Genomic DNA, 26,527 nt, shown 5'->3' with positions numbered 1-26,527 from the left:
GGCAGTACCGGGTCAACATCTGGAGGAGTCGATGACCGACCGCACGTACCGCGTGACCGAGATCGTGGGGACCTCGCCGGAGTCCGTCGAGGCCGCGATACGCAACGGCGTCCGGCGCGCCTCGCAGACCCTGCGGCACCTGGACTGGTTCGAGGTGACCGAGGTCCGCGGCCATATCGAGGACGGTGAGGTGGGCCACTTCCAGGTCACCATGAAGGTCGGCTTCCGCCTGGAGGACGCCTGACGCGCCGGGCCCGGCGCCGGGCCGCCCGGCGCCCGGCCCGCCCGGCGGCGGTGGGGCGGCGGACCCGGCCGGGCCTCCGGCCACGCCCTCCCGCCGCCCCCCGGCCGCGACCGCTCAGGTGGCCTGGCTCACCGTCGACATGTGGAAGTCGGGGACCCGGATCGCCGGCATGGCGGTGCGGGTGAAGTAGTCCGACCACTCGCGCGGCAGCGTCGGCCCGGTCTCGCCGACCTCGGCGATCCGCGACAGCAGGTCGACCGGGCTCTCGTTGAACCGGAAGTTGTTCACGGCCCCGACGACCTCGCCGTCCTCGACGAGGTAGACGCCGTCACGGGTGAGGCCGGTCAGCAGCAGGCTCTGCGTGTCGACCTCCCGGATGTACCACAGGCACGTCAGCAGCAGCCCGCGCTCGGTGCGGGCGACCATCTCCTCCAGGGACGCGCCTCCGTCCGGCCCCCTCATCGCCAGGTTGTCGACGGCGGGCGTGAGCGGCAGCCCGGTGCGCTCGGCGGAGTGCCGGGTCTGGGCGAGGGACGCGAGGGTCCCCTCGCGGATCCAGTCGGTGGCGGCGAGCGGGAGCCCGTTGTCGAACACCGAGGACTCGCGGCTGGAGGCGTGCGCGATAACGAACGGGGCGCACTGCATGCCCGGCGCCGCCGGATCGCTGGACAGGGTGATCGGCAGGTCGCTGAGCCGCTCCCCGACGCGGGTGCCGCCGCCGGGGGCGCTGAACACCGTCCGGCCGTCCTGCGCGTCCTGGGCGCCCGCCGACCAGTACAGGTAGATCATCAGGTCGGCGACGGCGGAGGGCGGCAGGATCGTCTCGTACCGCCCGGCCGGCAGGTCCACGCGCCGCTCGCCCCACTCCAGCCGCCGGGCGAGGCCGCCGGTGAGGCCGGCGACGTCGACGTCGGTGAAGTCGCGGGTGCCCACGCCCGCCCACGCCGAGCCGCCCGCGCCCTTGGCGTTCAGCTCCAGCAGCCCCGTGGGTTGGTCGTGGCGCAGCCGCAGCCCCGCCGAGGAGCCGAGGAACGTCGAGGTGAGGACGTGGTTGGCGAACCCGTACAGGCGCCGGTCATCGGCCTGCGCGGCGGCGAACGCCTCGCCCAGCGCGGGGGCGAAGCCCTCGAACACCCCGATCCCGGTCTCGGCCGGCTCGTCGTCCCACCCGGCCGCACCCGAGGGCGGCCCCTCGGCGACCAGCGGCCGGGCGTCCTCGGCGGCCTCGTTGCCCGCGGCGTCGGCCTCGGCGGCGCGCACGAGCTCCTCGATCCCGTCGGCGCCGACGGCAGAGCGCGACACCACGCCCGCCGCCACGCCGTCCGCCGTGTTCCGCAGCGCGATGACGGTGAGGCGGCTGGAGCGGGTCACGCCGTTGGTGGTGAGGGTGTTGCCCGCCCACCGCAGGTTCGCGGTGCTCGCCTCGTCGGCGATGACGACGCAGTCGTCGGCCCGCGACAGCGACAGGGCCCGCTCGACGGCCTCCTGCGGCCTGATCGTGCTCACTGGCCGGCCTCCTTCAGCGCGTTGAGGATGTTGACGCCCCGGAACAGCGCCGAGGGGCAGCCGTGGCTGACCGGCGCGACCTGCCCCGGCTGGCCCTTGCCGCAGTTGAACGCGCCGCCGAGCACGTAGGTCTGCGGCCCGCCGACGGCCTCCATCGAGTTCCAGAAGTCGGTGGTGCTCGCCTGGTAGGCGACGTCGCGCAGCTGACCGGCGAGGCGGCCGTTCTCGATGCGGAAGAACCGCTGCCCGGTGAACTGGAAGTTGTGGCGCTGCATGTCGATCGACCAGCTCTTGTCACCGAGGATGTAGATGCCGCGCTCGACGCCGGAGATCAGCTCCTCGGTGGACGGGCCGCCTTCGGCCGGCCGCAGTGAGACGTTCGCCATCCGCTGGATCGGCATGCTGGACGAGGAGTCGGCGAACGCGCAGCCGTTGGAGCGCTCGGCGCCGGTGAGGCGGGCGATGCGCCGGTCGGTCTGGTAGCCGGTGAACAGGCCCTCGGAGACGATGTCGAACGACTGGGCCTGCACGCCCTCGTCGTCGTAGCCGATGGTGGCCAGGCCGTGCTCGGCCGTCCGGTCCCCGGTGATGTTCATGACCTTGGAGCCGTACTGCAGCGTCCCGAGCTTGTCGGGGGTGGCGAAGGAGGTGCCCGCGTAGGCGGCCTCGTAGCCGAGCGCCCGGTCCAGCTCGGTCGCGTGCCCGACCGACTCGTGGATCGTCAGCCACAGGTTGGACGGGTCGACGACGACGTCGTACACGCCCGGCTCCACCGACGGCGCGGCGAGCTTCTCGGCGAGCAGCTCGGGGATGCGGGCGAGCTCCCCGTCCCAGTCCCAGTGCTCGCCCGACAGCCACTCCCACCCGTATCCGGCGGGCGGCGCCAGCGTGCGCATCGTGTCGAACAGGCCGCCGGAGATGCCCACGGCGTTGACGACGGGGTGCAGCCGGACGCGCTGCTGGGTGGTGACCGTGCCGGCGAGGTCGGCGAAGAACTTGTTCTCCTTGACCTGCAGCAGGGTCGCGTCGACGTGGTCGACGCGGTCGTCGCCGAGCAGCAGGCGGCTCCAGCCCGCCAGCAGCGCGACCTTGTCGGCGGTCGGCACCTCGAAGGGGTCGGTCTCGTAGGCGGAGACCCAGGTGCGCTCCCCGTGGACGGGCTCGGGCGCCAGCTCGATGGGCTCGCGGTTGACGGCCCTGGCGACGGCGGCGACCTCCACCGCCCGTTCGGCGACGCGGGCGGCGCCCTCGGGCGTCAGGTCGATGCCGGCGGCGAAGCCCCAGGTGCCGTCCTTGACGACCCGGACCGACAGCCCGACGTCGTCGGCGTCCAGGGCGGTCTCCAGGGCGGCGTCGTGGAGGCGGAGCGTCTGGCTGCGGATGCGCTCGAGGCGGAAGTCGGCGTGCTGCGCGCCCAGCTCCCTGGCGCGGGACAGCGCCGCGTCGGCCAGCGCGCGAAGCGGCAGCGCGGTGAAGGCGGGATCGATGTCATGCACCCTCCGCAACCTACCGTCCGCGCCCGTCCCGGCAAGGGCCCGCGCGCCGTGCGAACAAAGGGAGGTGAGCGGATCTTGTCGGTTGGGCACATCCGCAGCGGGCGCGCGGGCCGCTAGTGTCGTGCAGCAGCCAACGAGCAGTACAACGAGAGGGTCGTGATGAGTCGCTCTGTCCTCGTGACCGGCGGTAACCGGGGCATCGGCCTCGCCATCGCCCGCGAGCTGGCCGCGGCGGGCGACGCGGTCGCGGTCACCTACCGGTCCGGAGAGCCGCCCGAGGGGCTGTTCGGCGTCCGGTGCGACGTGACGAGCGCCGAGGACGTCGACGCGGCCTTCGGCAAGGTGGAGGCGGAGCAGGGGCCCGTCGAGGTGGTCGTCGCCAACGCGGGGATCACCAAGGACACGCTTCTGGCGATCATGAGCGAGGAGTCGTTCACCTCGGTCCTGGACACCAACCTGACCGGGTCGTTCCGGGTGGCCAAGCGCGCGGTGCGGGGCATGATGCGCAAGCGCTCGGGGCGGATCGTGCTGGTCTCCTCGGTCGTGGGGCTGCTGGGCTCGCCGGGGCAGTCCAACTACGCCGCGTCCAAGGCCGGCATGGTCGGGTTCGCGCGCTCGCTCGCCCGCGAGCTCGGGTCCCGGGGCATCACGGTCAACGTGGTGGCGCCCGGGTTCGTCGACACCGACATGACGGCGGTGCTGACCGAGGACCAGCAGAAGGCCATCACCGCCGCGGTGCCGCTCGGCCGCATCGCGAAGCCGGAGGAGATCGCCAAGGCCGTGCGGTTCGTGGCCAGTGAGGACGCCGCCTACATCACCGGGGCCGTGATCCCGGTCGACGGCGGCCTGGGAATGGGGCACTGACAGTCATGGGAATCCTCGAAGGCAAGCGCATCCTGGTCACCGGCGTCCTCACCGACGCCTCCATCGGCTTCCACGTCGCGCGGATCGCGCAGGAGCAGGGCGCCGAGGTGGTGCTGACCGCCTACCCGCGTCCGACCCTCACGCAGCGGACCGCCAAGCGGCTGCCGTCCGGCCCCGACAACCCGCCGCCGGTGCTGGAACTCGACGTGACCGACGCCGACCAACTGGACGCCCTCGCCGGGAACCTGCGCGACAGCGGCTTCGACCACCTCGACGGCGTGGTCCACGCGATCGGCTTCGCGCCGCAGAGCGCGCTCGGCGGCAACTTCCTCGAGACGCCGTGGGAGGACGTCGCCATCGCGGTACACGCCTCCGCGTACTCGCTGAAGTCGCTGACGATGGCGTGCCTGCCGCTGATGAAGGACGGCGGCTCGGTCGTCGGCCTCGACTTCGACGCCACCAAGGCGTGGCCCGTGTACGACTGGATGGGCGTGGCGAAGGCGGGCCTGGAGTCGTGCGCCCGCTACCTGGCCAAGTACCTCGGCCCGCAGGGCATCCGGGTGAACCTCGTCGCCGCGGGCCCGCTCGCGACGATGGCGGCCAAGAGCATCCCCGGCTTCGAGGGCATGACCGACATGTGGCCGAAGGTGGCCCCCCTCGGCTGGGACATCAAGGACAGCGAGCCCACCGCCCGCGCCTGCGCGGCCCTGCTGTCGGACTGGTTCCCCGCGACGACGGGCGAGATCGTCCACGTCGACGGCGGCCTGCACTCCATCGGCGGCCCGTCCGCGTGACCTCCGCCGGCCGCGCCGGGTTCCGGCGCGGCCGCGCTCCCGTGCTCAGCGGGCCTCGCGCCGGCGCCGGAGGGCGCGGCCCGCGACGCTGATGTTGAGCGCGCCCACCGCCCCGGCGGCCCCGGCCGCGGCGGCGACCAGCATCATCTGGCCGTCGTCCTGGCCGGTGGCGGCGACGGGCGAGATGAGGCGGGTCTGCGGCATCGCGGCCGTCCCGCCGGAGGCGTTCCGGTAGGCGTTCGGGTCGGCCGCGATCTGAGGGGTGGGCAGGACGCCGGGGAGCCCCGCCCCGGTCGCGGGCGCCTGGCCGGAGTACGGCTTGAGACCGCCCGGCCCCGTCATGGGGGCCGGGCCGGGCGCCGCCGCCCGGCCGCCGCTCGGCGCCGAGGAGGTCTTGCGCGGGGCCCTGGCGGGCGCCTTGGCCGGCGTCCTCGTCTTCTTCGTGGTCTTCTCGGGGACGGTCTTCACGGGCTTGGTCGGCGCGGGCGTCGGCGCGGGGGTCTTCGGGGTGAGCGCCTCGCGCAGGTTGCCGAGGTTGCACTTCCAGTTCTCGACCGTGCTCTCGGGGTCGACGCCCTTCCTGCACGTCTCCGCCGCCTCGGCCGCCGGGGCGGCGAGGACCAGGACGAGCGCCCCCGCCGAGACCGCCGCCGACGTCGTTCCGAGCCGCCTGAGCCGCTGGGGCATGTCGCTCCTCCACCCGATGCCGTGCCTGACCCTTGTTGACATCGTGTCCCATACGGGGTCGTCCGTAAACCGCGACACGGGGGTTTCTTTACCCATCAGTACCTCACTGGGCCACCAGACGCGCGAGCCTGGTGCGCCGCGCGGGGGCCCCGTCCTCGCGGACGGCCCTGGCCAGCGCCGGCCCGGCCGCCTGCACGACGGACAGGTGGCGGCGCGCGAGGCCGAACGCGGTGGCCACCAGCGGCCGTGACAGGCCGTCCGCGCCCAGGACCGCCACCACGGCGGGCCGCCGCGTTCCGCGCGCGAGCGCCACGGGAACCGCCCAGCCGTGCCGCAGCCGCGACGCGTCCGCCGGGGCGACGACCGCCGCGCCGCCCGGGAAGCCGACCTCCAGCCCGTGCGGGCCGCCACCGGTCACCACGCCCGTCTCGCCGAGCGGCGCCTGCGGGAGCGGCGCCGCGACGACGACGCGGTCGCCGGGGTCCATGCCGCCGAACGCGCCGGGGCCGGGGTTCAGCCGGGCCTTGAGCGCGGCGTTGAGGGCGCCCGCGCCCGCGTCGCCGCCCGCCGCCGGGGCGACGACCTGGACGTCCTCGACGGGGATCCCGAGCGCACGGGGGATCGAGTCGGTGACGAGCTGGACGGCGCGGTGCACCGCCTCGCCGGCGTCCTCGGCGGGCACGATGACGACCTCGCGGCCGGGGGCGTCCACGGCCGTCAGCTCTCCGCCGCGCACCGCCTCGGTCAGAACGCCGAGCGGACCGGACGGCGGCTCGGGGTCCAGCGCCACCACGGGCACGGTCTCCGAGGCCTCCAGGTCGTGCAGCGGCCGGCCCGGCCCGGCGGGCGGCGGGGCGCCGGGCTCGCGGCACAGCACGAGGTGCGCGCCGTCGGGGCACGCCTCGGCCAGCACCGCGCACAGCTCGACGTCGAGCGCCGCGGCGTCCGCCACGATGAGCAGGTCGAGGTCGAAGGGCCGCTGCTCGCCGCGCCCGTAGACGACGGCGCCGGGCGCGGCCGAGGTGTCCTCGAGCGGCTCCAGCAGCCGGTGCAGGCTGGTGACCGCGACGCCCTCCGCCGCCCCGCCGGGGACGGCGGCCGCGAGATCGGCGGCGGCGCGGTCGGTGGGCGCCGCCACGGCCGTCCGCAGGCCCTGCGAGGCCGCGGCCGAGGCGATCCCGGCGATCGTGCGCGCGAGGCCGTCCGGCGCGCCGCACAGGATGCTCACGCCCGTGCGCAGCGCGGCGGTGAGGGCCAGGGAGCGGTCCTCGGGGAGCCCGTCGCGCAGGCCCTTCAGGGCCGCGTCGTCCAGCAGCGGCGCGGCGGTGAGCGTCAGGCGCTGGAACCCCTCGGCGGCCGCCTCCTCCGCGAGCGCCCACCGCGCCGGGCCGAGCGTCTCCTCCGGCTCCGGCGGCTCGGCGCCCTCCTCGAAGGCCTCCTCGTCGAACTCGGGCTCCTCGGTGAGCGACAGGACCTCCGCCTCGTCCAGCGCCGCGTCGACGGCGCCCCGCGGGTCGGGGAAGCCCAGGCGCTCCAGCGCGGACAGCACCTCGGCGGCGGGCGTGACCGTGTGGCCCTGGCGGGCCGCCTCCGTCAGCAGGTGCAGGACGAGGGCCCCGCCGCGGCGGGGATCGCCGGCGCGGGCGTCCTCGCCGAGCAGGGCGCGGGCGAAGTGGTCGGCCTGACCGGGCCGGACGCCGGGGACGCTCAGCAGGCGCCACGGGTCCTCGCGCAGCCGCCCGGCGGCGCCCGGCCCGAGCCGCGCCGCGGCGCGGGGGGCGAGCGCGGCGGGCACGCCCGTCTCGGCGAACAGCCCGCCGAGGGCGCGCGGGCCCTCCTCCGGGCCGCCGGCGGGCTCGGGCGGCGGCGCGGGCTCCGGCGCGGGCCCGGGGGCGTCCCGCCCGTCGAGCGCGCCGGCGGCGGCCTCGGCCGCGCGCATGGCCGCCTCGGCGCGCGCCTTGCGCTCGGCGGGGGTGGGGGTGTGGTCAGGGGTGTCGGTCACGGGCTTCCCGTCACGGCTGATCTCGGTTGGCGGTGGACCGTCCAGAGCGTGCCACGGACGGCCCCGGGGTTCACGGACGAATCACGGGTGGGAGGTCGTGTCGGAGAGGTCGGAGACGTCGTCCAGCGCGCCGCGGATCTCGTGCGGCAGCGTGACCTCCTCGCTCTCCAGGATCGCGCCGAGCTGCGCCGCGGTCCGCGCGCCGACGATCGGCGCGGCGACGCCCTCCCGGTCGCGGACCCACGCGAGCGCGACGGCGAGCGGGGAGCACCCGAGGCCCTCGGCGGCGGTCACCACCGACTCCACGATGCGGGCGCACTCCTCGTCCAGGTACGGCTGGACGAAGTCGGCGAAGTGCGGCGCCGCGGCGCGCGACCCGGCGGGGATGCCGGTGCGGTACTTGCCGGTGAGCACGCCGCGGCCGAGCGGCGACCACGGCAGCAGCCCCGCCCCGGCGTCCAGCGCGGCGGGCACGACCTCCCGCTCGATGTCGCGGCGCAGCAGCGAGTACTCCAGCTGCGCCGACACGACCGGCGCGCGGCCCGGCCAGGCCCGCTGCCAGGCGGCGGCCTTGGAGACCTGCCACCCCGCGTAGTTGGAGACCCCGACGTACCGGGCACGGCCCGAGGAGACCGCCTCGTCCAGCGCCGAGAGCGTCTCCTCCAGCGGCGTGTTCGGGTCGTAGACGTGCAGCTGCCACAGGTCGACGTGGTCGAGGTCCATGCGGTCGAGGGAGGCGTCGAGGGCGTGCAGCAGGTGCCGGCGCGAGCCGTCGTAGCGCCCGTTCGGCCGGATCGCGGCCTTGGTCGCGACGACGAGGTCGTCGCGGTCGACCGTCTCGCGCAGCAGGTGGCCGAGGATGCGCTCGCTGTCGCCGTCGCTGTAGACGTCGGCGGTGTCGACCAGGGTGCCCCCGGCCTCGACGAAGGCGATGAGCTGCGCGGCCGCCTCGTCCGGGGCGGTGTCCTGGCCCCAGGTCATGGTGCCGAGTCCCAGCCGGGACACCAGCAGCCCGCTCCGCCCGAGGTGACGCTCCTTCATAGGCGGCCAATCTAGCGGTCCGGGCGAGGCGTGCGGAAAGCGAGCGGCCGCTCCGGCGGGCGGGCGCGCGCCGTGAAGAACCTGGTGAGGATCTATTGCGGCCGGGCGCCGCCGGGCTAGAGTTCGCAGCCATGGCGCCACCCCCGTTCTCGATGTACTCGCCGAAGACGCCGGAGGGCGACGGCGGGCCGCACGTGGCGCCGGTGTTCGGCGCCGGCCCCGGCGACGACCCCGGCTACCTCGCCTCGCTGCGCGGCGGCACCGAGCTCGGCCGGACGCGCCTGATGATGCTGGCGCTGCTGGCCGCCCCCGTCCTGATCCTGGCGATCATGCCGCTGATCGTCGAGGACGGCCGCGGGGACGGGCCGGCGTGGGTCTACCTGCCGCTCGCGGCCGCCGCGCTGCCCGCCCTGCTCGCGGGTCCCCGCGTCCCGCGCCCGATGGTTCCGGGCGCCGAGCCGGCCGCGGCGGCGCGGACCGCGCTGATGATGTTCCGGCAGGCGGTCCTGCTGCGGTTCGCGCTGGCCGAGGGCGTGATCCTGCTGGGACTCCCGCTGGCGATGGTCGCCCACAGCGAGCTGGTCTTCGTCGCGGGGTTCGTTCTCGGCTACCCCCTGCTGGTCTGGCTGGCGCTGCCCACGCGCTCCGGCGTGGAGCGGATCCGCCGCCGCCTGGAGTCGGGGGACGCCGAGTCGCACCTGTGGGCGGTGCTCCTGGCCGGGCCCGCGTTCCCCCGCGACTCCGGCGCCTAGCTAGAGCCAGCCGCTCTTGCGCAGGCGGCGGAACAGGACCACGCAGACGACGGCCATCACCGCGATGACCAGCGGGTACCCGATGGTCCAGTGCAGCTCGGGCATGTGGTCGAAGTTCATCCCGTAGATCCCGGCGATCGCGGTGGGCACGGCGATGATCGCGGCCCACGCCGAGATCTTGCGCATGTCCTCGTTCTGCCGCTTGCCGAGCAGGGCCAGGTGCGCGGTCAGCACGCTGTTGAGCAGCTCGTTGTGCGCGTCGACCTGGCCGTCGACGCGCAGCAGGTGGTCCAGGACGTCGCGGAAGTACTCGCGGGTGGAGCCGCACTCGGCGACGCGGCCCTTCACGATCTCCTGGAGCACGGGCACGAGCGGGTCCTCGGCGCTGCGGAACTCCAGCACCTCCCGCTTGAGCGAGTAGATGTCGGCGGTGACGTCCCGGGCGTTCGGGTCGAACACGGCCCGCTCCAGCCCGATGATGTCGACCTCGACCTCGTGGGCGACGACGCCGTACCGGTCGACGACCTCGTCGCACACCGCGTACAGGACCGCGGTGGCGCCGTGCCCGAGCAGCTCGGGGTTGTCCTCCAGCCGCTTGCGGACCGGCCCGAGCGGGTTCCCGGCGCCGTGCCGGACGGTGACCACGAAGTCCCGGCCGAGGAAGACCATGATCTCGCCGACCTCGATGTCGGAGGTCTTGTCGACGTAGGCGAGCGTCTTCAGCACCACGAACAGCGTGTCGTCGTAGCGCTCCATCTTGGGCCGCTGGTGCGCGGACACCGCGTCCTCGGCCGCCAGGGGGTGCAGGTTCAGCTCGTCCTTGACGAGCTCGAACTCGTCCTCGTCGGGCTCGAAGAGGCCGATCCACAGGAAGCACTCGCCGTCCTCGCGGGCGAGGTCGAAGGCGTCGCTGATGTCGCCCTCGATGTCGCGGCGCTTCCCGCCGGCGTAGATGGCCTTGTCGACGATCACACCACGCATTGTCGCGCATCCGGGGCGTCGGGATGCCCGATTGATCTCCTAGAGTGGCCGGTGTGACGACGCTTCTGCTGGTTCGGCATGGCCTGACCGCTATGACCGGCCCCGTGCTGGCCGGATGGACGCCCGGGGTGCGCCTGGACGAGCGCGGCCGCGCGCAGGCGGCGGCGCTCGCCGCCCGTCTGGCGCCCCTGCCGCTCGCCGCCGTCGTGTCCAGCCCGCTCGAACGCTGCGTCGAGACCGCCGAGGCCGTCGCCGCGGGGCGCGCCGAGCCGGTCGAGAAGGTCGGGACCGACGACCGGTTCGGCGAGGTCCGCTACGGCGACTGGACGGGCCGCCCCCTCAAGGAGCTGGCCGAGGAGCCGCTCTGGCGCGTCGTGCAGGCCCATCCGAGCGCCGCCCGGTTCCCCGGGGAGGAGGGGGAGGCCCTGGCGGACGCGCAGCACCGCGCGGTCGCCGCCGTCCGCGACTGGAACGAGCGGATCGCCGCCGCCCGCGGGCCCGGCGCGCTCTACGCGGTGTGCAGCCACGGCGACATCATCAAGTCGATCGTCGCCGACGCCCTCGGCCTGCACCTGGACCAGTTCCAGCGCATCCAGGCCGACCCGGCGTCGCTCACCGTGATCCGCTACACCGAGACGCGTCCGTTCGTCGTCCGGCTCAACGACACCGGAGGCGATGTCGCCGGGCTGATCCCGGAACCGCCGGAGGAACGTTCCGGGAAAGACGGACTCGGGTCGAGTGACGCGGTCGTGGGCGGCGGCGCGTAGGGTCATTGTCATGCCCGTCATCTCCTACGATCCGCCGGAGCGCTTCGTCGCCGGCGCCGTCGGGCGCCCCGGCGACCGCGCGTTCTACCTGCAGGCGCGCTCCGGCCGCCGCGTCACCAGCGTGGGCCTGGAGAAGTTCCAGGTGACGCTGCTGGCCGAGCGGCTGGAGGAGCTGCTGGACGAGGTCCTGCGGCGCGGCGGCGGGGACGCCGAGGTGCCCGCGGCCGCCCCGTCCGAGCTCAAGGACGACGGGCCCCTCGACCAGCCCGTCGAGGAGGAGTTCAAGGTCGGCACGATGGCGCTCGCCTGGGACCCGGCCGACGAGCAGGTGGTCATCGAGGCCCAGGAGGCGACCGAGTCCGACGACGAGCCCGAGGTCGGCGTGGACGACCCCGCCGTCGCGGTGCTGCGCGTGCGGATCAGCGCGGCGCAGGCCCGCGCGTTCGCCGAGCGCGCCCTGAAGGTCGTCGCGGCGGGACGGCCGCCGTGCCCGCTGTGCGGCCTGCCGCTCGACAGCGAGGGGCACGTGTGCCCCCGCCAGAACGGATACCTCGGCTGAGATGACACCCCGCTGTGCTGGATCATGGACGACGTGGCCGGGAGAATGAACGCATGACGCAGTCCTCCCGGGGCCGGGCCCCCGCCGGCGACGCGGGCGGGCAGGGCGAGGCCGGGCGCGAGGTGTCCCCGCGCGACGCGGCCGCCGCCGAACGGCTGCTGTCGGCCGGCCGCCTCGCCGTGGAGGGCCGGCTCGTCCAGGCGTCCAACGCCACCCTCTACTGCGCGATCGAGCACGACGGGGTGTCGGCCAACTGCGTCTACAAGCCGGTCGCGGGGGAGCGGCCCCTGTGGGACTTCCCCGACGGGACCCTCGCCGAGCGGGAGGTCGCCGCCTACGAGGTCTCCAAGGCGATGGGCCTGGAGACCGTCCCGCCGACCGTCCACCGCGACGGCCCCTACGGGCCCGGCATGGTGCAGCTGTGGGTGGAGCCCGACCCCGAAGTCGACCTGGTCGGCCTGTCGCGCTCCGACGACGAGGCCGTCCGCCGGATGGCCGTCTTCGACGCCGTCGTCAACAACGCCGACCGCAAGATCGGCCACCTGCTGCCGCCCGGCGACGGCCACGTCTACGGCTGCGACCACGGCGTCTGCTTCTCCGTCGAGTACAAGCTGCGCACCGTCCTGTGGCAGTGGCGCGGCAAGCCCCTCACCGCCGAGGCCGTCGAGGCGCTCGGCCGGGTCGAGGCGGGCCTGCGCGGCGCCCTCGGCGCGCGGCTCGCCGAGCTGCTCACCGCCGAGGAGGTCGACGCCACCCGGCGCCGCGTCGAGCTGATGCTCAAGCACCGCATCCACCCCTACCCGCCCGAGGACTGGCCCGCCATCCCCTGGCCGCCGCTGTAGCCCGCCCCCGCCGGATACGGCATAACGGGGGAATGCTCCAATTGGGGCATGTGCACGGCGATCATCAGTGTCGACCCGACCTCCCCGGTCCCGGTGCTCCTCGCGGGCGTGCGCGACGAGTTCACCGCCCGCGCGTGGGAGCCCCCCGGCCGGCACTGGCCGGACCGCCCCGGCCTCGTCGGCGGCCGCGACCTGCGCGCCGGAGGCACCTGGCTCGCGGTGGACCCCGCCGCCCCCCGGGCCGCCGTCGTGCTGAACGGCCGCGGCGCGATGGCGCCCGAGGCGGGCCGCGCCTCGCGCGGGGAACTGCCGCTGCGGGTCGCCGCCGGCGGCGGGCTCGGCCGGCCCGGCCTCGCCGCGTTCGACCCGTTCCACCTCGTCGGCGCGGAGCCCGACCGGGTGCGGCTGTGGAGCTGGGACGGCGCGGCCCTGACCGAGCGCGTGCTCGGCCCCGGCCTGCACATGATCGTCAACAGCGGGCTGGAGGGGCGGGACCAGCCGGAGGGCGAGACCGAGGACGCCTACATGGCGGCGCGGCTCGCGCACTTCCGTCCGCTTCTGGCCGCCGCGCCGCGCCCCGGTCCGCGCTCCGAGGACCCGGTGGAGCGGGCGTGGGGCGCGTGGCTGCCGCTGGTGGACGGCGGCGGCCTGCCCCGCGCCGACCACCGCGCCCTGCTCCCCCTGCTGGACCTGGGCGACGGCCGCGTCTGGGGCACCACCTCCGTCAGTCTCGTCGCCCTCGGCCGGACCGGCGTCCGGTACGACTTCTCCGCCGTCCCGGGGGACCCGGGCGCCTGGACCCGCGTGCGCTGACGGACGCCGTCCCTCCCACTTGCCGGCTCCGGCTGCGGAAGATGACGCTCGGTGCTAGTTTGACTACCTAATGCGATCTTCGTCGGGGCGGGGCCGCCCGCGAAGGGTCATCGGCAGACGGGGAGTGCGGATGGCAGCGGTGGCACGCGCGGCGGCGCGATGAGCAGCTACGCCGAGGTCGAGACCCGCAGGCCGCGGACGGCGCCGGACGAGGCCCTGCCCGTGGAGGGCCGCACCCCCTGCCAGCTCGCCTGGACCCGGTTCCGCCGCGACCGGCTCGCGGTCGCGGCGCTCGCCGTCCTCGCGCTGATCCTGGCGTTCGCGGCGCTGGCGCCGCTGTGGGCGCACCTGACCGGCCACCCCTACGACGCGACCTTCCCCGGCACCGGCCTGGACGCCGGAGGGCAGCCGCGCGGGCCGGGCGCGCGGTTCCCGCTCGGCGCCGACCAGCTCGGCCGCGACGTGCTCGTCCGCGCCGCCTACGGGGCGCGGATCTCCCTGGCCGTCGGGATCCTCGCGGCCCTGCTCGCCTCCGCCGCCGGGACCGCGGTCGGGACGCTCGCCGGGTTCGCGGGCGGCGCCCTCGACGCGCTGCTCGCCCGGCTCATGGACATGATGCTCGCCCTGCCGTACCTGCTGGTGGCCATCGTGCTGGCGACCACGTTCCAGATCACCTCGGCCGCCGCCAGCCTGACGATGACGATCCTGATCGTCGCGTTCTTCTCGTTCGCCGCGGTCGCCCGCGTCGTCCGCGGCCAGGTGATCATGCTGAGGGGGCGGGAGTTCATCGAGGCGGCCCGCGCCCTCGGCGCCTCCGACGCACGGATCATGTTCGGCGAGGTCCTGCCGAACCTGTCCGCGCACGTCACCGTGCTGACCTCGCTGCTGGTCCCGGCCTCGATCGTGTTCGAGGCGACGCTGTCGTTCCTCGGCGTCGGGGTGCGCCCGCCGATGCCGAGCTGGGGGTCGATGCTCGGCGAGGGCGGCGACGTGTTCCGGACCGCCTGGTGGCTGCTGGCCGTCCCGGGCCTCCTGCTGCTGGCGACGACGCTGGCGTTCAACCTGCTCGGTGAGGGCATCCGCGACGCCTTCGGCCCGCGCGGCGACCGCGCGTCCGGGGGGCGGTGAGGCGCGTGGCGCGGTTCGTCCTCCGCCGCCTGCTCTACGCGGCCGTGGTGCTGTGGCTGGCGGCCACGCTGGTCTTCGTCTTCCTGCACGTCTCGCCGGTCCCGGTGGAGCGCATCATCGGCGGGCCCCGCGCCACCGCCGACACCCTCGGCCAGATCCGCCGCAACCTCGGGCTGGACCGCCCCGTCCTCGTCCAGTACTGGCGGTTCGCCGGGCGGCTGCTGCGCGGCGACCTCGGCGACTCCTACATCAACGACACGCCGGTCACCACCCTGATCGGCCAGCGCCTCCCCACGACGCTGTGCCTGGTGGCGGGCGCCGCCGTCCTGTGGTTCACCGGCGGCGTGCTGCTCGGCGTCCTCGGCGCGGCGAGGCCGCGCGGCCCGGCCGACCGGGCCGCGACCGTGTTCGTCCTGGTCGGCCTGTCCACCCCGCCGTTCGTGATGGCGCTGGCGCTGCTGCACGTGTTCTCCGCCGGGCTCGGCGGGGGGGCCGTCCACCTGTTCGAGGCGGGCCCCCCGCTGCAGGAGCACTTCCTGCGCCGGATGGTCCTGCCGTGGATCGCGCTGGCGTTCCTCATGATCGCCACCTACACGCGCCTCACCCGCGGGGCGATGCTGGACGTGCTCGGCGAGGACTACGTGCGGACGGCGCGGGCCAAGGGCCTGCCCGAACGCCGCGTCGTCGGCCGGCACGCCCTGCGGACGGCGCTGGCCCCCGTCGTCACCCAGCTCGGCATCGACCTCGGCGCGCTGATCGGCTCCACGATCGTCACCGAGAAGGTGTTCGGGCTGCAGGGCGTGGGGCAGCTGGTCTACCAGTCCATCACGCTCGGCGACACCCCGGTCGTCATCGGCGTGACGATGCTCGTGACGTCGTTCGTCGTGGTCGCGAACCTGCTGGTCGACATCGGCTACTCGGTGCTGGACCCGCGCGTCCGGCTCCGCTGAGGGCGCCGGGGGAGCCGTCCGGCGGAAGCCGTGATCTCGGATTCATGCCGCGAAGTACGCATGGATAAGCTTTCCGTATGCGATCGTGGCCCGCCTCCGAAGTCCCCAGCCTCTCCGACGCGGGACTGCCCGCCGCGACCCGGCCCCTCAGCCTGCACGACACCGGCACCGGGACGACGCGCCCCACGTCCCCCGGCGACACCGCCCGGATGTACGTGTGCGGGATCACCCCCTACGACGCGACGCACCTCGGCCACGCCAGCACCTACCTGGCCTTCGACCTCGTCAACCGGGTGTGGCGGGACCTCGGCCACCGGGTCCACTACGTCCAGAACGCCACCGACGTCGACGACCCGCTTCTGGAACGTGCCCGGCAGACCGGGGAGGACTGGCGCGAGCTCGCCGACCGGGAGATCCAGCTCTTCCGCGACGACATGACCGCGCTGCGCGTCCTGCCGCCCGACCGCTACGTCGGCGCGGTCGAGTCGATCCCGCTGATCATCGAGATGATCGAGAAGCTGCGCGGCCGGGACGCCGCCTACGAGGTGGACGGCGACGTCTACTTCCCCATCGCCTCAGACCCGGCGTTCGGCCAGGTCAGCCGGCTCACCCGGGAGGAGATGGCGCCGCTGTTCGCCGAGCGCGGCGGCGATCCGGACCGGCCCGGCAAGCGCGACCCCCTCGACGCGCTGCTGTGGATGGCGCGGCGGCCCGGCGAGCCCGGCTGGGACTCGCCGTTCGGAGAGGGCCGCCCCGGCTGGCACGTGGAGTGCTCGGCGATCTCCATCGAGTACCTCGGCATGGCGTTCGACGTCGAGGGCGGCGGCTCGGACCTGGCCTTCCCGCACCACGAGATGGGCGCCTCGCACGCGCAGGTCGCCACGGGGGAGCGGCCGCACGCCCGCGCCTACGTGCACGCCGGCATGGTCGGGCTGGACGGCGAGAAGATGTCCAAGTCGCGCGGGAACCTCGTGTTCGTGTCGAGGCTGCGGGAGTCCGGCGCCGACCCGATGGCGATCCGCGCGGCGCTGCTGGCCCACCACTACCGCTCCGACTGGGAGTGGACCCCGGACGCCCTCGGCGAGGCGGCCGCCCGGCTCGGCCGCTGGCGCGCCGCCGCGGCCCGCCCGTCCGGCCCGCCCGCGGCCCCGCTGGCCGCCGCGGTCCGCGCCGCCCTGGCCGACGACCTGGACGCCCCGGCCGCGCTGGCGGCCGTGGACGACTGGGCCTCCGCCGACGGCGCCGACGAGGCCGCGCCGGCCCAGGCCGCCGCCGTCGTCGACGCCCTCCTCGGCATCGCGCTCTGACCGGAGCCCCCTGGCTCCTCCCCGCGCCGGCGGGCCTGCCGCGGCGGGCTCACCGGCCCGCGCCGGTGGAGGACAGCGTGGTCAACGCACCCGGCGGGCACGCGCACGCCGCCGCCGGGCACACGGGCGGCCCGCGCGCGCCCCGCCGCCGCGATCAGCCCGGGTCGCGGCGGCGCAGGTAGCGCTCGAACTCCCGGGCGATGGCGTCGCCGCTCGCCTCGGGCAGCTCCGTGGCGTCCTTCTGCTCCTCCAGGGTGCGGACGTACTCGGCGACCTCCGAGTCCTCCTCGGCGAGCTCGTTGACGCCGTGCTCCCAGGCGCGGGCCTCCTCGGGCAGCTCGCCGAGCGGGACGGTGACGTCGAGGAGGTCCTCGACGCGGCGCAGCAGCGCGAGGGTCGCCTTGGGGGAGGGCGGCTGGGCGACGTAGTGCGGGACGGCCGCCCACAGCGACACGGTGTCGAGGTCGGCCTTGGCGCAGGCGTCCTGGAGCACGCCGAGGATGCCGGTCGGGCCCTCGTAGCGGGCCGGCTCCAGGTTCAGGGTGTTGACCAGGCCGGCCTCGGACGCGGCGCCGGTGACCGGCACCGGCCGGGTGTGGGGGGCGTCGGCGAGCAGCGCGCCGAGCAGCACGACGTTGCGGATCTCCAGCTCCAGCATCAGACCGACGAGCTCGCGGCAGAACGACCGCCACCGCATGTTGGGCTCGATCCCGTGCAGCAGCACGACGTCCTTGCCGTTCGGGAGCCGCGCCCACGACACGCGGGTCGTCGGCCAGGTGATGCCGCGGGTCTCGCCGTCGGCCATCTCGACGATGGGGCGGGTGACCTGGAAGTCGTAGTAGTCGTCCGGATCGAGCTCGGCGATGGGCACCGCCTCCCAGCTCGACTCCAGATGCGCGATCACCCCGCTGGCGGCCTCCCCGGCGTCGTTCCACCCCTCAAAGGCGGCCACGAGCACCGGATCGACGAGTTCCGGCACGCTTTCGAGCTCGACCACGCGCTGCCTCCTTTCGACGCCCAGGTACAGCGTCACCGACGGGGGCCGTCATTCCCGGGGGTCGGGGGCCCCGCTCATGATCGGTGGCTGTCAGCCTACGTCCTGACGGTGACGTACCCCACCCCTCCGGAAGCCAGACCCCGCCCTGTACGCCCGCGGCGGAACCGGGTCACGATCGGGTCACCGGCGCGGGGGGACCGGCGTCACTTGCCGCGCGGAGTGGTGTGCACGATGAGCACGTCGCAGGGGGCGCGGTGCGACAGGTTCGCCGGCACGGAGCCGAGGATGCGGCCCGCGAGGCTGTTGAGCCCCCGGTTGCCGATGACCATGAGGTCCACGGGGCGCTCCCTGGCCAGCTTCGACAGCACGTCCACGGCGTCGCCCTCGACGGCCTCCTGCTCGATGGCGGTGGCGCCGGCGGCGACGGCCCGCTCCCGCGCGGCCCGCAGCGCGTCGTCGGCGGGCGTGGAGCCCTGCACCTTGTAGGCCAGGTCGCCGAGCCGGTCGGCGGCGCTCGCGCGCTCGCGCTCGGGCATCGGGCTGTAGGCGGAGGCGAGCAGGAGGGTGGCGCCCGTGGCGGCGGCCAGCTGGGCGGCCCTGTCGACCGCGCGGAACGAGGAGTCGGAGCCGTCGGTGCCGACGAGGATGGTGCGGTACGCGCTCATGACGTTCCTTACCCGTTGGTAGTCAACTGCTGGCACGGTATCGGTCCGATGTCCCATCCGTCACCGTCTCCTTGCACACCCCGTCCAAGAGGCGCCGGCCCCGGCGGGGGACTGGCCGGGGTGTCCCTTGATCGCATGGATAGGGTGGTTTCCCCCGATCTTCGTGACTGTGAGGAGAGTTGTGACTGGTGGCGGCCCGCACGCCGTGCTGTTCGACATGGACGGCCTTCTCATCGACTCCGAGAGCGTCTGGCTGGAGGTGGAGTCGGAGGTCATGGCGTGGCTCGGCGGCGAGTGGAGCCCCGCGCACCAGGAGCGGCTGGTCGGCGGCTCCCTGTACCTCGCCGTCGACTACATGCTGGAGCTGACCGGGGCGGACGCCCCGCGCGAGGAGGTCGGCCGGCGGATGCTGGACGGCATGGCCGAGCGGCTCGGCGCCTGCGTCCCGTTGATGCCCGGCGCGAAGGACCTGCTCGCCGAGCTCCGCGCCGCCGGGATGACGACGGCACTGGTCTCCTCCAGCCACCGGCGGCTGATCGAGCCGGTGCTGGACGCCGTCGGCCGGGAGCACTTCGCGCTCAGTGTCGCCGGGGACGAGGTCGCCCGGACCAAGCCCCATCCCGAGCCGTACCTGACCGCCGCCGCCCGGCTCGGCGCCGACCCGGCCCGCTGCGTGGTCCTGGAGGACTCTCCGAACGGCGTCGCGGCGGCGGAGGCGGCGGGCTGCGTCACGGTCGCGGTCCCCGGCCTCCTGCCGATCCCGCCCGCGCCGGGGCGGACGGTGGTCGCCTCGCTGCGCGAGGTGGACCTCGAGCGGCTCCGCTCGCTGGTCGCCTGACCGGGGAGCCCGTCCCGTACCGTCCCGCCGCCGGGCCGTTGCCCGGCCGTGACCTGATACCCGGGAGCCGGTACCCCGGGGCGATCCCTGGGGGACGGGTCCCGCCGCAGGAGGAGAACGCCCCCGGGGCAAACCGTCCGCCAGAAGGAGCAGGTCCGGCGGTTCGCGTGTGACGATGGAGAGAGCACCGCCGCACGGAATGAGGGGCCGGCATGAGCGACGCAGCCATATTCGCCATCAGTCTCGGGGTGACCCTGGTCGGGTTGGTGATCAGCTGGGGCGCCTACCGCCGCCGGGGGGCGGGCACCGGGCTGCGCGGGGCGGCCCTGTCGCTGGTGCCGCTCGCGGCGGCGATGACGGGCGTGACCGAGTTCCTCGTCGACCTGGCGTTCAGCCCGGTGAAGTGGGCGGGCGTCGCGGTGGCGGGCCTGGCCGTGGTGCTCTACCTGGCGTCAGGGGCGATGCTGAGCCGCCGCGGGGGCGCCGGCGACGCGGGGGCGGCCAAGGCCGGCGACGGGCGCCGCTCCGCGGGCCGCGCCGGCAAGCCGCGGCGCGGGGTCGAGGGGCCCGCGCCGGGCGGCGGCGACCCGGAGATGGCGGAGATCGAGAGGATCCTCCGCGACCGCGGCATCTCCTGACGCCGCGGGGCCCGCACACGTCGGTGACGGCGGGCCGGGACGCCCCGGAGCGGGCGTCCCGGCCCGCCGTTTCTGCGCGTCCCGGCCCTGACCTGCGGACGATCAGTCTCAGATCGGACTCAGTACGGTAAAGCTTGCCGTTCCCGACCCGTGGGGAGTTGCCGGGCACGTCTGGGCTGAACGTACTATTCGGGCGATTTGTCCGACGTAGTGCGTGGACGCATGTTGCCCAGATGACGACGAGATCACAAGTCAGATACGGGTACTTCCGAAGCACGCCCCACGGATGGACAGTCGTGCCCGAAGGACTACGTTTCCCTTCAGCAAACGCGGCGTAACGGGCACGGGGGCAGCGGATGATCTCCGCGGCCGCCGGTCACTCGCCGGCGGCAGGGCCGAACCAGTGGCCGGACGGTAGGAGGTATCGAGCGTGGCCGCACCCATAGAGGTGACCGGGTCCGACAGCGAGGCGCAGCCAGAGGCTGTCCTCGTCGGCGTCGACAGGAAGAAGATCCAGGGACGCTCGCTCGGGCAGATCGCCTGGATGCGGCTGAAGCGCGACAAAGTCGCCCTCACCGGCGCGGTCATCGTGCTCGTGCTCATCCTGATCGCGATCTTCGGGCCGTACTTCGTGCAGGACCCGTTGACGTACCACCAGAACCTGATCGACCCGACCTACAACAGGCCGAAGTCGGGGATCTGGCACACGGGCATCAGCGGCGACCACTGGCTGGGCGTGGAGCCCGGCACCGGCCGCGACCTGCTGGCCCGCATCGTGCACGGAGCCCGGATCTCGCTCCTGGTGTCGTTCCTCGCCACCCTGCTGTCGGTGGTCATCGGGACGGTCATGGGCATCGTGGCCGGCTACTTCGGCGGCTGGGTCGACTACCTGATCAGCCGGGCCATGGACGCCTTCCTGGCGTTCCCCCTGCTGCTGTTCGCGATCGCCCTGGTCGGCGTCGTCTCCGACGGCGCGTTCGGAATGAACGGCAACGGCCTGCGGATCTCGGTGCTGGTCGTCGTCATCGGCTTCTTCAACTGGCCCTACATCGGCCGCATCATCCGCGGCCAGACGCTGTCGCTGCGCGAGCGCGAGTTCGTCGACGCCGCGCGCAGCCTGGGAGCCCGCAACTCCTACGTGCTCTTCAAGGAGATCCTGCCGAACCTGGTCGCCCCGATCCTGGTCTACTCGACCCTGCTGATCCCGACCAACATCCTGTTCGAGGCGGCGCTGTCGTTCCTCGGCGTCGGAGTGATCCCGCCGACGCCCTCGTGGGGCGCCATGCTGACGCTCGCGGTACCGATCTACTCCTCGGACCCCGCGTACATGATCATCCCTGGTATGGCCATCTTCATCACCGTCCTCGCCTTCAACCTCTTCGGTGACGGGCTGCGGGACGCTCTCGACCCTCGGGCCAAGTGACTCGGGTTCAACCGACCCGTCTAATTGAAGGGGTGCGCCTGCACATGAACAAGATGAGACCAATTGCGGTCTTCGCGGCCGGTGTGGTCGCGGCCGCAGGGCTCGCCGCCTGCGGCGGCGGTGAATCCGGAGGCTCGGGGAGCGGTCCCGGGTACAACGCCGGCGTGAACGAGGTCGTCAACAAGTCGGACAAGAAGGGCGGCACGCTCAAGCTGGCCGACTCCGACGACTGGGACTCGCCGGACCCGGGCAACACCTACTACGCGTTCTCCCAGAACTTCGCCCGTCTCTACGGCCGCGGCCTGACCACGGCCAAGGCGGCCGCGGGCAAGGCGAGCCTCGAGATCGTCCCTGACCTGGCCACCGACATGGGCCAGTCCAGCGACGGCGGCAAGACCTGGACGTACAAGCTGCGGACCGGCGTCAAGTACGACGACGGCACCACGGTCACGTCCAAGGACGTCAAGTACGCGATCGAGCGCAGCAACTACACCAAGGAGCTGCAGCTCGGGCCGAAGTACTTCAAGCAGTACCTCGTCGACAACAAGCCCGCCTACAAGGGCCCGTACGACGACAAGAGCGACGAGGGTCTGAAGTCCATCGAGACCCCCGACGACCAGACGATCATCTTCCACCTGAACGAGCCGTTCCAGGAGTTCGACTACCTGGTCTCGATGTCGCAGTCGATCCCTGTGCCAAAGGCCAAGGACACCGGCACGAAGTACGAGACCGCGATCGTCTCCAGCGGGCCGTACAAGATCGACAACTACACGCGCGGCAAGTCGATGTCGCTGTCGCGCAACCCGAACTGGAACCAGAGCACCGACCCGCTCCGCAAGGCGCTGCCGGACAAGATCGAAGTCCAGATCAAGCAGAACGCGGACGACATCGACCAGCGGATGCTGGCCGGCGCGCTCGACATGGACATCACCGGCGTCGGCGTCCAGGCGGGCACCCAGCCGAAGGTGCTGACCCCCGAGCAGAAGCCGTACGTCGACAACCCCGTCCAGGGCTTCCTGCGGTTCATGTCGCTGAACGTGAACGTCAAGCCCCTCGACAACATCCACTGCCGGACGGCCGTGCAGTACGCGACAGACAAGGTCGCCGCGCAGACCGCCTACGGAGGCCCGCTGGCCGGCGGCGACGTCGCCACCACCGTGCTGCCCCCGTCGGTGGACGGCTACACCAAGTTCGACCTGTACCCGCAGAAGCAGGCCGAGGGCGGCGGCCTCGACCAGGCCACGCTCGCCAAGGCCAAGTCGGAGCTGCAGGCGTGCGGCCAGCCGAACGGCTTCAGCACCAAGATCTCGGCGCGGTCGGACCGGCCGAAGGAAGTCGCGATGGCCGAGGCGATCCAGCAGAGCCTCGCCAAGGTCGGCATCAAGGTCAGCATCGTCCAGTTCCCGGCCGGCGACTACTTCAACAAGTACGTCGGCGTGCCGAAGTACGTTCACGACCACGGCGTCGGCATGATGATCATGGCGTGGGCGGCCGACTGGCCCACCGGCTACGGCTTCCTCTCGCAGATCGTGCACGGTGCGGCGATCAAGCCGTCCGGTGGCAACAACCTCGCCGAGCTCAACGACCCGAAGGTCAACAAGGGTCTCGACGACGCGATCTCCACCTCGGACAAGGCCGCACGTCTGAAGGCCTATGGTGAGGTCGACAAGGCGGTCATGGCGACCGCCGCCGAGGTCCCGCTGATCTACGCCAAGGCCCTGATGTACCGGCCGAAGCGCGTGACGAACGCGGGCATCACGTACTACTACGGCGGAATGTACGACTACCTCAACATGGGCGTGGAGTGACACTCCGCTTCGTCCGTGCGTCCAGCTGAAGGCAGGTGAAGGCGACGCCCGCCGGCCGTGCCGGGACCCACAGGTCCCGCCGGCCGGCGGGTCGGGCCGAGCATTGTGTTCGCATACATCATCCGGCGCCTCATCGGTGCCGTCGTCATGTTGCTGGTGGTCAGCATGGTGACCTTCGGCATCTTCTTCTGGTTGCCCAAGATCGCCGGGCAGACGACCGACCAGATCGCGGCGTCCTATGTGGGCAAGGCGCCGACCGCCGAGGCCATCCAGGACACCAAGGAGCGGCTCGGCCTCGACAAGCCGGTCGTGGTGCAGTACGGCAACTACGTCAAGGCGATCGTCGTCGGCAAGGACTACAAGGCCGGCCCCGTGACCGACCACTGCCCGGCACCCTGTCTCGGCTATTCGTTCCGCAGCAGCCAGCCGGTCCTGGAGACGCTGGTCGACCGGGCCCCGGCGACCCTGTCGCTGGCACTCGGCGCCGCCCTGGTCTGGCTCGTGGGCGGCATCGCCACCGGTGTGCTGTCGGCGCTGCGCAGAGGCTCGCTCTGGGACCGGGCGGCGATGATCATCGCGCTGAGCGGCGTGTCGCTGCCCATCTACTTCACCGGCCTGGTCTCGCTCGCGCTGTTCTCCTACACGCTCAAGATCTTCCCGGGCGGCGGCAGCTACACCCCGTTCACCTCCAATCCGGTGAGCTGGTTCCAGGCGCTGGTCCTGCCGTGGGTGACGCTCGCGTTCCTCTACGCGGCGATGTACGCGCGGCTCACCAGAGCGGGCATGCTGGAGACGATGAACGAGGACTACATCCGCACCGCCCGCGCCAAGGGCCTGTCGGAGGGGACCGTCGTCACCAAGCACGCGCTGCGCGCCTCGCTCACGCCGATCCTCACCATCTTCGGCCTCGACCTCGGCCTGCTGCTCGGCGGCGCGGTCCTGACCGAGAACACCTTCGGCATCCCGGGCCTGGGCCAGTTGGCGATCAGCTCGATCCGGGGCGGCGACCTGCCCATGGTGCTCGGCGTGACCCTGCTCACGGCGACCTCCATCATCGTGATCAACCTGATCGTCGACATGCTGTACGCGATCGTCGACCCGAGAGTGAGGCTTGGCTGATGACCGGCACCGCGCCCGCCGCGGAGACCGCGGGCACCGGCGGGGCCCCGAGCGCGTTCCTCGAGGTCCGCGATCTCAAGATCCACTTCCCGACGGACGACGGCCTGGTCAAGTCCGTCGACGGCCTGTCGTTCCAGCTGGAGCGCGGCCGCACGCTCGGGATCGTGGGCGAGTCGGGCTCCGGCAAGAGCGTGACCAGCCTCGGCATCCTCGGCCTGCACAACCGGCGCAACGCCGACGTGTCCGGGGAGATCTGGCTGGACGGCAAGGAGCTCGTCGGCGCCTCGCAGGCCGAGGTGCGCCGGCTCCGCGGCCGCGACATGGCGATGATCTTCCAGGACCCGCTGTCGTCGATGCACCCCTTCTACACGGTCGGCCACCAGATCGTCGAGGCCTACCGGGTGCACAACGACGTGTCCAAGTCGGTGGCCCGCAAGCACGCCATCGACATGCTCGGCAAGGTCGGCATCCCCAAGCCCGACAAGCGGGTGGACGACTACCCGCACCAGTTCTCCGGCGGCATGCGGCAGCGCGCGATGATCGCGATGGCGCTGTCCTGCGACCCCGAGCTGCTGATCGCCGACGAGCCGACCACGGCGCTGGACGTGACCGTCCAGGCGCAGATCCTGGACCTGATCCGGGACCTCCAGCAGGAGTTCAACTCCGCGGTCATCATGATCACTCACGACCTCGGAGTGGTCGCCGAGCTGGCCGACGACATCCTGGTGATGTACGCGGGCCGCGCGGTGGAGTACGCCTCCGTCGACGACGCCTTCCACAGGCCGCTGCACCCCTACACCTGGGGGCTGCTCGGCTCGATGCCGAGGCTGGACCGGGAGCGCTCGGAGCGGCTGATGCCGATCGAGGGGTCGCCGCCGAGCCTGATCAACGTGCCGTCGGGATGCGCGTTCCATCCGCGCTGCCCCTACAGTGACCTCAACGGGGACAAGAGCACGACCGAGCGGCCCGAGCTGATCGAGGCCGAACCCGGGCACAAGGCGGCGTGCCATCTCCCGCTGGAGAAGAAGCGGCAGATCTGGAACGACGAGATCCGGGCGAAGCTGTGACGAGCACGGGTGGGAACGAGACTGTGAACACAACGAAGACCCCGGCCGACGAGACCCGTCCGGCCGCGGAGACCCGCCCCGCGCGGGACGGCGAGCCGCTGCTGGAGGTGGACAACCTCGGCAAGCACTTCCCCGTCACCGCGGGGCTGCTGCGCCGGCAGGTCGCGGCGGTCAAGGCCGTCGACGGCGTGTCGTTCTCGGTCCGCAAGGGCGAGACGCTCGGGCTGGTGGGCGAGTCGGGCTGCGGCAAGTCCACCACCGGCCGGATGATCATGCGGCTGCTGGACCCCAGCTTCGGCAAGATCACCTTCGAGGGCCAGGACATCACCACGATGTCACAGGGGCGGCTCCGGCCGCTCCGCCGCGACATCCAGATGATCTTCCAGGACCCGTACTCGTCGCTGAACCCGCGCAAGACGGTCGGCGCGATCGTCGGGGCGCCCTTCCGGCTGCAGAACCTCGAGGCCAAGCAGGGCGTCAAGAAGGCCGTCCAGGAGATCCTGGAGCTGGTCGGGCTGAACCCCGAGCACTACAACCGCTACCCGCACGAGTTCTCCGGCGGTCAGCGGCAGCGCATCGGCATCGCCCGCACCCTGGCCCTCAAGCCGAAGCTGATCGTCGCGGACGAGCCGGTGTCGGCGCTGGACGTGTCGGTGCAGGCGCAGGTCGTCAACCTGCTGGAGGACCTGCAGAACGAGCTCGACCTCACCTACGTGGTGATCGCGCACGACCTGTCGGTCGTCCGGCACATCTCCGACCGCGTCGCCGTCATGTACCTCGGCAAGATCGTCGAGGTGGCGGACCGGGCGGACCTGTACGAGCGGCCCATGCACCCCTACACCAACGCGCTGCTGTCGGCGGTGCCGATCCCCGACCCGAGCGAGCGCGGGGACCGCAAGCGGATCCGGCTGCAGGGCGACGTGCCGAGCCCGCTCGACCCGCCGCCCGCCTGCCGCTTCCACACCCGCTGCTGGAAGGCGCAGGACATCTGCAAGCAGGTCGAGCCGCCGCTGGTGGAGCTCAGCCCGGGCCACGAGGCGGCCTGCCACTTCCCGGAGAACACCACGGTCAGCGCCACCGACGCGGTCGCCAAGGCCGCGGTGGCGCCCGCCGCGCCGGCCGCCGACCCGGCCCCGGCCGACGGCCCGGACCCCGTGGAGTAGCGCCGCCAGGCGCGCCTCGCGCATGAAGAAGGCCCGGCCCCCGCGAGGGGGACCGGGCCTTCTTCATGGCCGCGCG

Annotated in this window: 26 protein-coding genes; 18 read left to right on the top strand and 8 right to left on the bottom strand. The window is 73.2% G+C overall.

All coding sequences use genetic code 11. The features are described 5' to 3' along the window. Positions 1–31 precede the first annotated feature (31 nt). On the top strand, positions 32–244 hold the full coding sequence (locus BKA00_RS10480) for a dodecin (protein ID WP_185024725.1): 213 nt from the start codon (positions 32–34) through the stop codon (positions 242–244). 114 nt (positions 245–358) lie between these two features. Here BKA00_RS10480 and BKA00_RS10475 read toward each other — a convergent pair whose 3' ends face one another. Next, positions 359–1,741 carry a metallopeptidase TldD-related protein gene (locus BKA00_RS10475; RefSeq protein ID WP_185033987.1) on the bottom strand — a complete coding sequence of 461 codons (1,383 nt, stop codon included), beginning with the start codon at positions 1,739–1,741 and terminating at the stop codon, positions 359–361. Between the two features lie 5 nt (positions 1,742–1,746). Then, the gene (locus tag BKA00_RS10470) at positions 1,747–3,246 is read right to left on the bottom strand and encodes a TldD/PmbA family protein (protein ID WP_185024724.1); all 1,500 of its coding nucleotides are present in this window, start codon (positions 3,244–3,246) and stop codon (positions 1,747–1,749) included. Positions 3,247–3,405: 159 nt separating this feature from the next. Between BKA00_RS10470 and BKA00_RS10465 the strand changes: the two genes are divergently transcribed. Next, positions 3,406–4,110: a beta-ketoacyl-ACP reductase gene (locus BKA00_RS10465; protein WP_185024723.1), complete on the top strand. Its 705-nt coding sequence runs from the start codon at positions 3,406–3,408 to the stop codon at positions 4,108–4,110. A gap of 5 nt (positions 4,111–4,115) precedes the next feature. Further along, entirely contained in the window at positions 4,116–4,904 is a 789-nt protein-coding gene (gene fabI / locus BKA00_RS10460) for an enoyl-ACP reductase FabI (RefSeq protein ID WP_185024722.1), read from the top strand. A gap of 45 nt (positions 4,905–4,949) precedes the next feature. Here fabI and BKA00_RS10455 read toward each other — a convergent pair whose 3' ends face one another. The 3 genes from BKA00_RS10455 to BKA00_RS10445 form a co-directional block, all read right to left on the bottom strand. Then, the gene (locus BKA00_RS10455) at positions 4,950–5,591 is read right to left on the bottom strand and encodes a hypothetical protein (protein ID WP_185024721.1); all 642 of its coding nucleotides are present in this window, start codon (positions 5,589–5,591) and stop codon (positions 4,950–4,952) included. A 103-nt stretch (positions 5,592–5,694) separates the two neighbouring features. Continuing rightward, entirely contained in the window at positions 5,695–7,593 is a 1,899-nt protein-coding gene (locus tag BKA00_RS10450; protein WP_230298863.1) for a helix-hairpin-helix domain-containing protein, read from the bottom strand. An 81-nt stretch (positions 7,594–7,674) separates the two neighbouring features. Next, positions 7,675–8,634, bottom strand: a complete 960-nt coding sequence (locus BKA00_RS10445) for an aldo/keto reductase (RefSeq protein ID WP_185024720.1) — start codon at positions 8,632–8,634, stop codon at positions 7,675–7,677. Between the two features lie 131 nt (positions 8,635–8,765). Here BKA00_RS10445 and BKA00_RS10440 point away from each other — a divergent pair, with 131 nt between their 5' ends. Next, positions 8,766–9,386, top strand: coding sequence for a hypothetical protein (locus BKA00_RS10440; RefSeq protein WP_185024719.1), 621 nt, complete (start codon positions 8,766–8,768; stop codon positions 9,384–9,386). Here BKA00_RS10440 and corA read toward each other — a convergent pair whose 3' ends face one another. Continuing rightward, entirely contained in the window at positions 9,387–10,358 is a 972-nt protein-coding gene (corA, locus tag BKA00_RS10435) for a magnesium/cobalt transporter CorA (RefSeq protein ID WP_185024718.1), read from the bottom strand. A 62-nt stretch (positions 10,359–10,420) separates the two neighbouring features. Here corA and BKA00_RS10430 point away from each other — a divergent pair, with 62 nt between their 5' ends. The 7 genes from BKA00_RS10430 to mshC all read left to right on the top strand — a co-directional run bounded on the left by BKA00_RS10430 (position 10,421) and on the right by mshC (position 16,733). Next, positions 10,421–11,134 (top strand): MSMEG_4193 family putative phosphomutase, encoded by a 714-nt coding sequence (locus BKA00_RS10430; protein WP_185024717.1) that lies wholly within the window; start codon positions 10,421–10,423, stop codon positions 11,132–11,134. Positions 11,135–11,144: 10 nt separating this feature from the next. After that, on the top strand, positions 11,145–11,693 hold the full coding sequence (locus tag BKA00_RS10425; protein WP_185024716.1) for a DUF3090 domain-containing protein: 549 nt from the start codon (positions 11,145–11,147) through the stop codon (positions 11,691–11,693). A 53-nt stretch (positions 11,694–11,746) separates the two neighbouring features. Then, positions 11,747–12,535 carry an SCO1664 family protein gene (locus BKA00_RS10420; RefSeq protein WP_185024715.1) on the top strand — a complete coding sequence of 263 codons (789 nt, stop codon included), beginning with the start codon at positions 11,747–11,749 and terminating at the stop codon, positions 12,533–12,535. 48 nt (positions 12,536–12,583) lie between these two features. Next, positions 12,584–13,348: an NRDE family protein gene (locus BKA00_RS10415; protein ID WP_185024714.1), complete on the top strand. Its 765-nt coding sequence runs from the start codon at positions 12,584–12,586 to the stop codon at positions 13,346–13,348. 159 nt (positions 13,349–13,507) lie between these two features. Beyond that, on the top strand, positions 13,508–14,476 hold the full coding sequence (locus tag BKA00_RS10410; RefSeq protein ID WP_185024713.1) for an ABC transporter permease: 969 nt from the start codon (positions 13,508–13,510) through the stop codon (positions 14,474–14,476). A 5-nt stretch (positions 14,477–14,481) separates the two neighbouring features. After that, positions 14,482–15,426, top strand: a complete 945-nt coding sequence (locus tag BKA00_RS40370; protein WP_185024712.1) for an ABC transporter permease — start codon at positions 14,482–14,484, stop codon at positions 15,424–15,426. A gap of 77 nt (positions 15,427–15,503) precedes the next feature. Further along, positions 15,504–16,733, top strand: a complete 1,230-nt coding sequence (gene mshC / locus BKA00_RS10400; RefSeq protein WP_185024711.1) for a cysteine--1-D-myo-inosityl 2-amino-2-deoxy-alpha-D-glucopyranoside ligase — start codon at positions 15,504–15,506, stop codon at positions 16,731–16,733. Positions 16,734–16,887: 154 nt separating this feature from the next. Here the strand turns inward: mshC and BKA00_RS10395 are convergent, their stop codons facing one another. Beyond that, a complete protein-coding gene (locus BKA00_RS10395) occupies positions 16,888–17,730 on the bottom strand; it encodes a PAC2 family protein (protein ID WP_185024710.1) in 843 nt (280 codons plus the stop codon). A 203-nt stretch (positions 17,731–17,933) separates the two neighbouring features. Continuing rightward, entirely contained in the window at positions 17,934–18,395 is a 462-nt protein-coding gene (locus BKA00_RS10390; protein ID WP_185024709.1) for a universal stress protein, read from the bottom strand. 181 nt (positions 18,396–18,576) lie between these two features. Between BKA00_RS10390 and BKA00_RS10385 the strand changes: the two genes are divergently transcribed. The 7 genes from BKA00_RS10385 to BKA00_RS10355 all read left to right on the top strand — a co-directional run bounded on the left by BKA00_RS10385 (position 18,577) and on the right by BKA00_RS10355 (position 26,451). Further along, positions 18,577–19,233: an HAD family hydrolase gene (locus BKA00_RS10385; protein WP_230298862.1), complete on the top strand. Its 657-nt coding sequence runs from the start codon at positions 18,577–18,579 to the stop codon at positions 19,231–19,233. Positions 19,234–19,445: 212 nt separating this feature from the next. Continuing rightward, the gene (locus BKA00_RS10380) at positions 19,446–19,871 is read left to right on the top strand and encodes a hypothetical protein (RefSeq protein ID WP_185024708.1); all 426 of its coding nucleotides are present in this window, start codon (positions 19,446–19,448) and stop codon (positions 19,869–19,871) included. A 430-nt stretch (positions 19,872–20,301) separates the two neighbouring features. Beyond that, entirely contained in the window at positions 20,302–21,294 is a 993-nt protein-coding gene (locus BKA00_RS10375) for an ABC transporter permease (RefSeq protein WP_185024707.1), read from the top strand. Positions 21,295–21,458: 164 nt separating this feature from the next. Further along, complete coding sequence (locus tag BKA00_RS10370; protein ID WP_221493091.1) at positions 21,459–23,102, top strand: ABC transporter substrate-binding protein; 1,644 nt, start codon at positions 21,459–21,461, stop codon at positions 23,100–23,102. 105 nt (positions 23,103–23,207) lie between these two features. Then, the gene (locus tag BKA00_RS10365; protein WP_185024705.1) at positions 23,208–24,221 is read left to right on the top strand and encodes an ABC transporter permease subunit; all 1,014 of its coding nucleotides are present in this window, start codon (positions 23,208–23,210) and stop codon (positions 24,219–24,221) included. After that, positions 24,221–25,288, top strand: a complete 1,068-nt coding sequence (locus tag BKA00_RS10360; RefSeq protein ID WP_185024704.1) for an ABC transporter ATP-binding protein — start codon at positions 24,221–24,223, stop codon at positions 25,286–25,288. The genes BKA00_RS10365 and BKA00_RS10360 overlap by 1 nt, the downstream gene beginning before the upstream one ends. Before the next feature lie 23 nt (positions 25,289–25,311). Beyond that, positions 25,312–26,451 (top strand): ABC transporter ATP-binding protein, encoded by a 1,140-nt coding sequence (locus tag BKA00_RS10355; protein ID WP_420829673.1) that lies wholly within the window; start codon positions 25,312–25,314, stop codon positions 26,449–26,451. Positions 26,452–26,527: the final 76 nt, after the last annotated feature.

This window comes from Actinomadura coerulea (assembly GCF_014208105.1).
Lineage (GTDB): Bacteria > Actinomycetota > Actinomycetes > Streptosporangiales > Streptosporangiaceae > Spirillospora > Spirillospora coerulea.
This window is presented reverse-complemented; position numbering and strand designations above follow the sequence as displayed.

Bases quoted from the DNA above. Each gene is read 5' to 3' on its own strand.
- BKA00_RS10480 (WP_185024725.1), top strand. From the start codon at position 32: ATGACCGACCGCACGTACCGCGTGACCGAGATCGTGGGGACCTCGCCG.
- BKA00_RS10465 (WP_185024723.1), top strand. From the start codon at position 3,406: ATGAGTCGCTCTGTCCTCGTGACCGGCGGTAACCGGGGCATCGGCCTC.
- fabI (WP_185024722.1), top strand. From the start codon at position 4,116: ATGGGAATCCTCGAAGGCAAGCGCATCCTGGTCACCGGCGTCCTCACC.
- BKA00_RS10455 (WP_185024721.1), bottom strand. From the start codon at position 5,591: ATGCCCCAGCGGCTCAGGCGGCTCGGAACGACGTCGGCGGCGGTCTCG.
- BKA00_RS10445 (WP_185024720.1), bottom strand. From the start codon at position 8,634: ATGAAGGAGCGTCACCTCGGGCGGAGCGGGCTGCTGGTGTCCCGGCTG.
- BKA00_RS10440 (WP_185024719.1), top strand. From the start codon at position 8,766: ATGGCGCCACCCCCGTTCTCGATGTACTCGCCGAAGACGCCGGAGGGC.
- BKA00_RS10425 (WP_185024716.1), top strand. From the start codon at position 11,145: ATGCCCGTCATCTCCTACGATCCGCCGGAGCGCTTCGTCGCCGGCGCC.
- BKA00_RS10420 (WP_185024715.1), top strand. From the start codon at position 11,747: ATGACGCAGTCCTCCCGGGGCCGGGCCCCCGCCGGCGACGCGGGCGGG.
- BKA00_RS10415 (WP_185024714.1), top strand. From the start codon at position 12,584: ATGTGCACGGCGATCATCAGTGTCGACCCGACCTCCCCGGTCCCGGTG.
- BKA00_RS10410 (WP_185024713.1), top strand. From the start codon at position 13,508: ATGAGCAGCTACGCCGAGGTCGAGACCCGCAGGCCGCGGACGGCGCCG.
- mshC (WP_185024711.1), top strand. From the start codon at position 15,504: ATGCGATCGTGGCCCGCCTCCGAAGTCCCCAGCCTCTCCGACGCGGGA.
- BKA00_RS10390 (WP_185024709.1), bottom strand. From the start codon at position 18,395: ATGAGCGCGTACCGCACCATCCTCGTCGGCACCGACGGCTCCGACTCC.
- BKA00_RS10380 (WP_185024708.1), top strand. From the start codon at position 19,446: ATGAGCGACGCAGCCATATTCGCCATCAGTCTCGGGGTGACCCTGGTC.
- BKA00_RS10360 (WP_185024704.1), top strand. From the start codon at position 24,221: ATGACCGGCACCGCGCCCGCCGCGGAGACCGCGGGCACCGGCGGGGCC.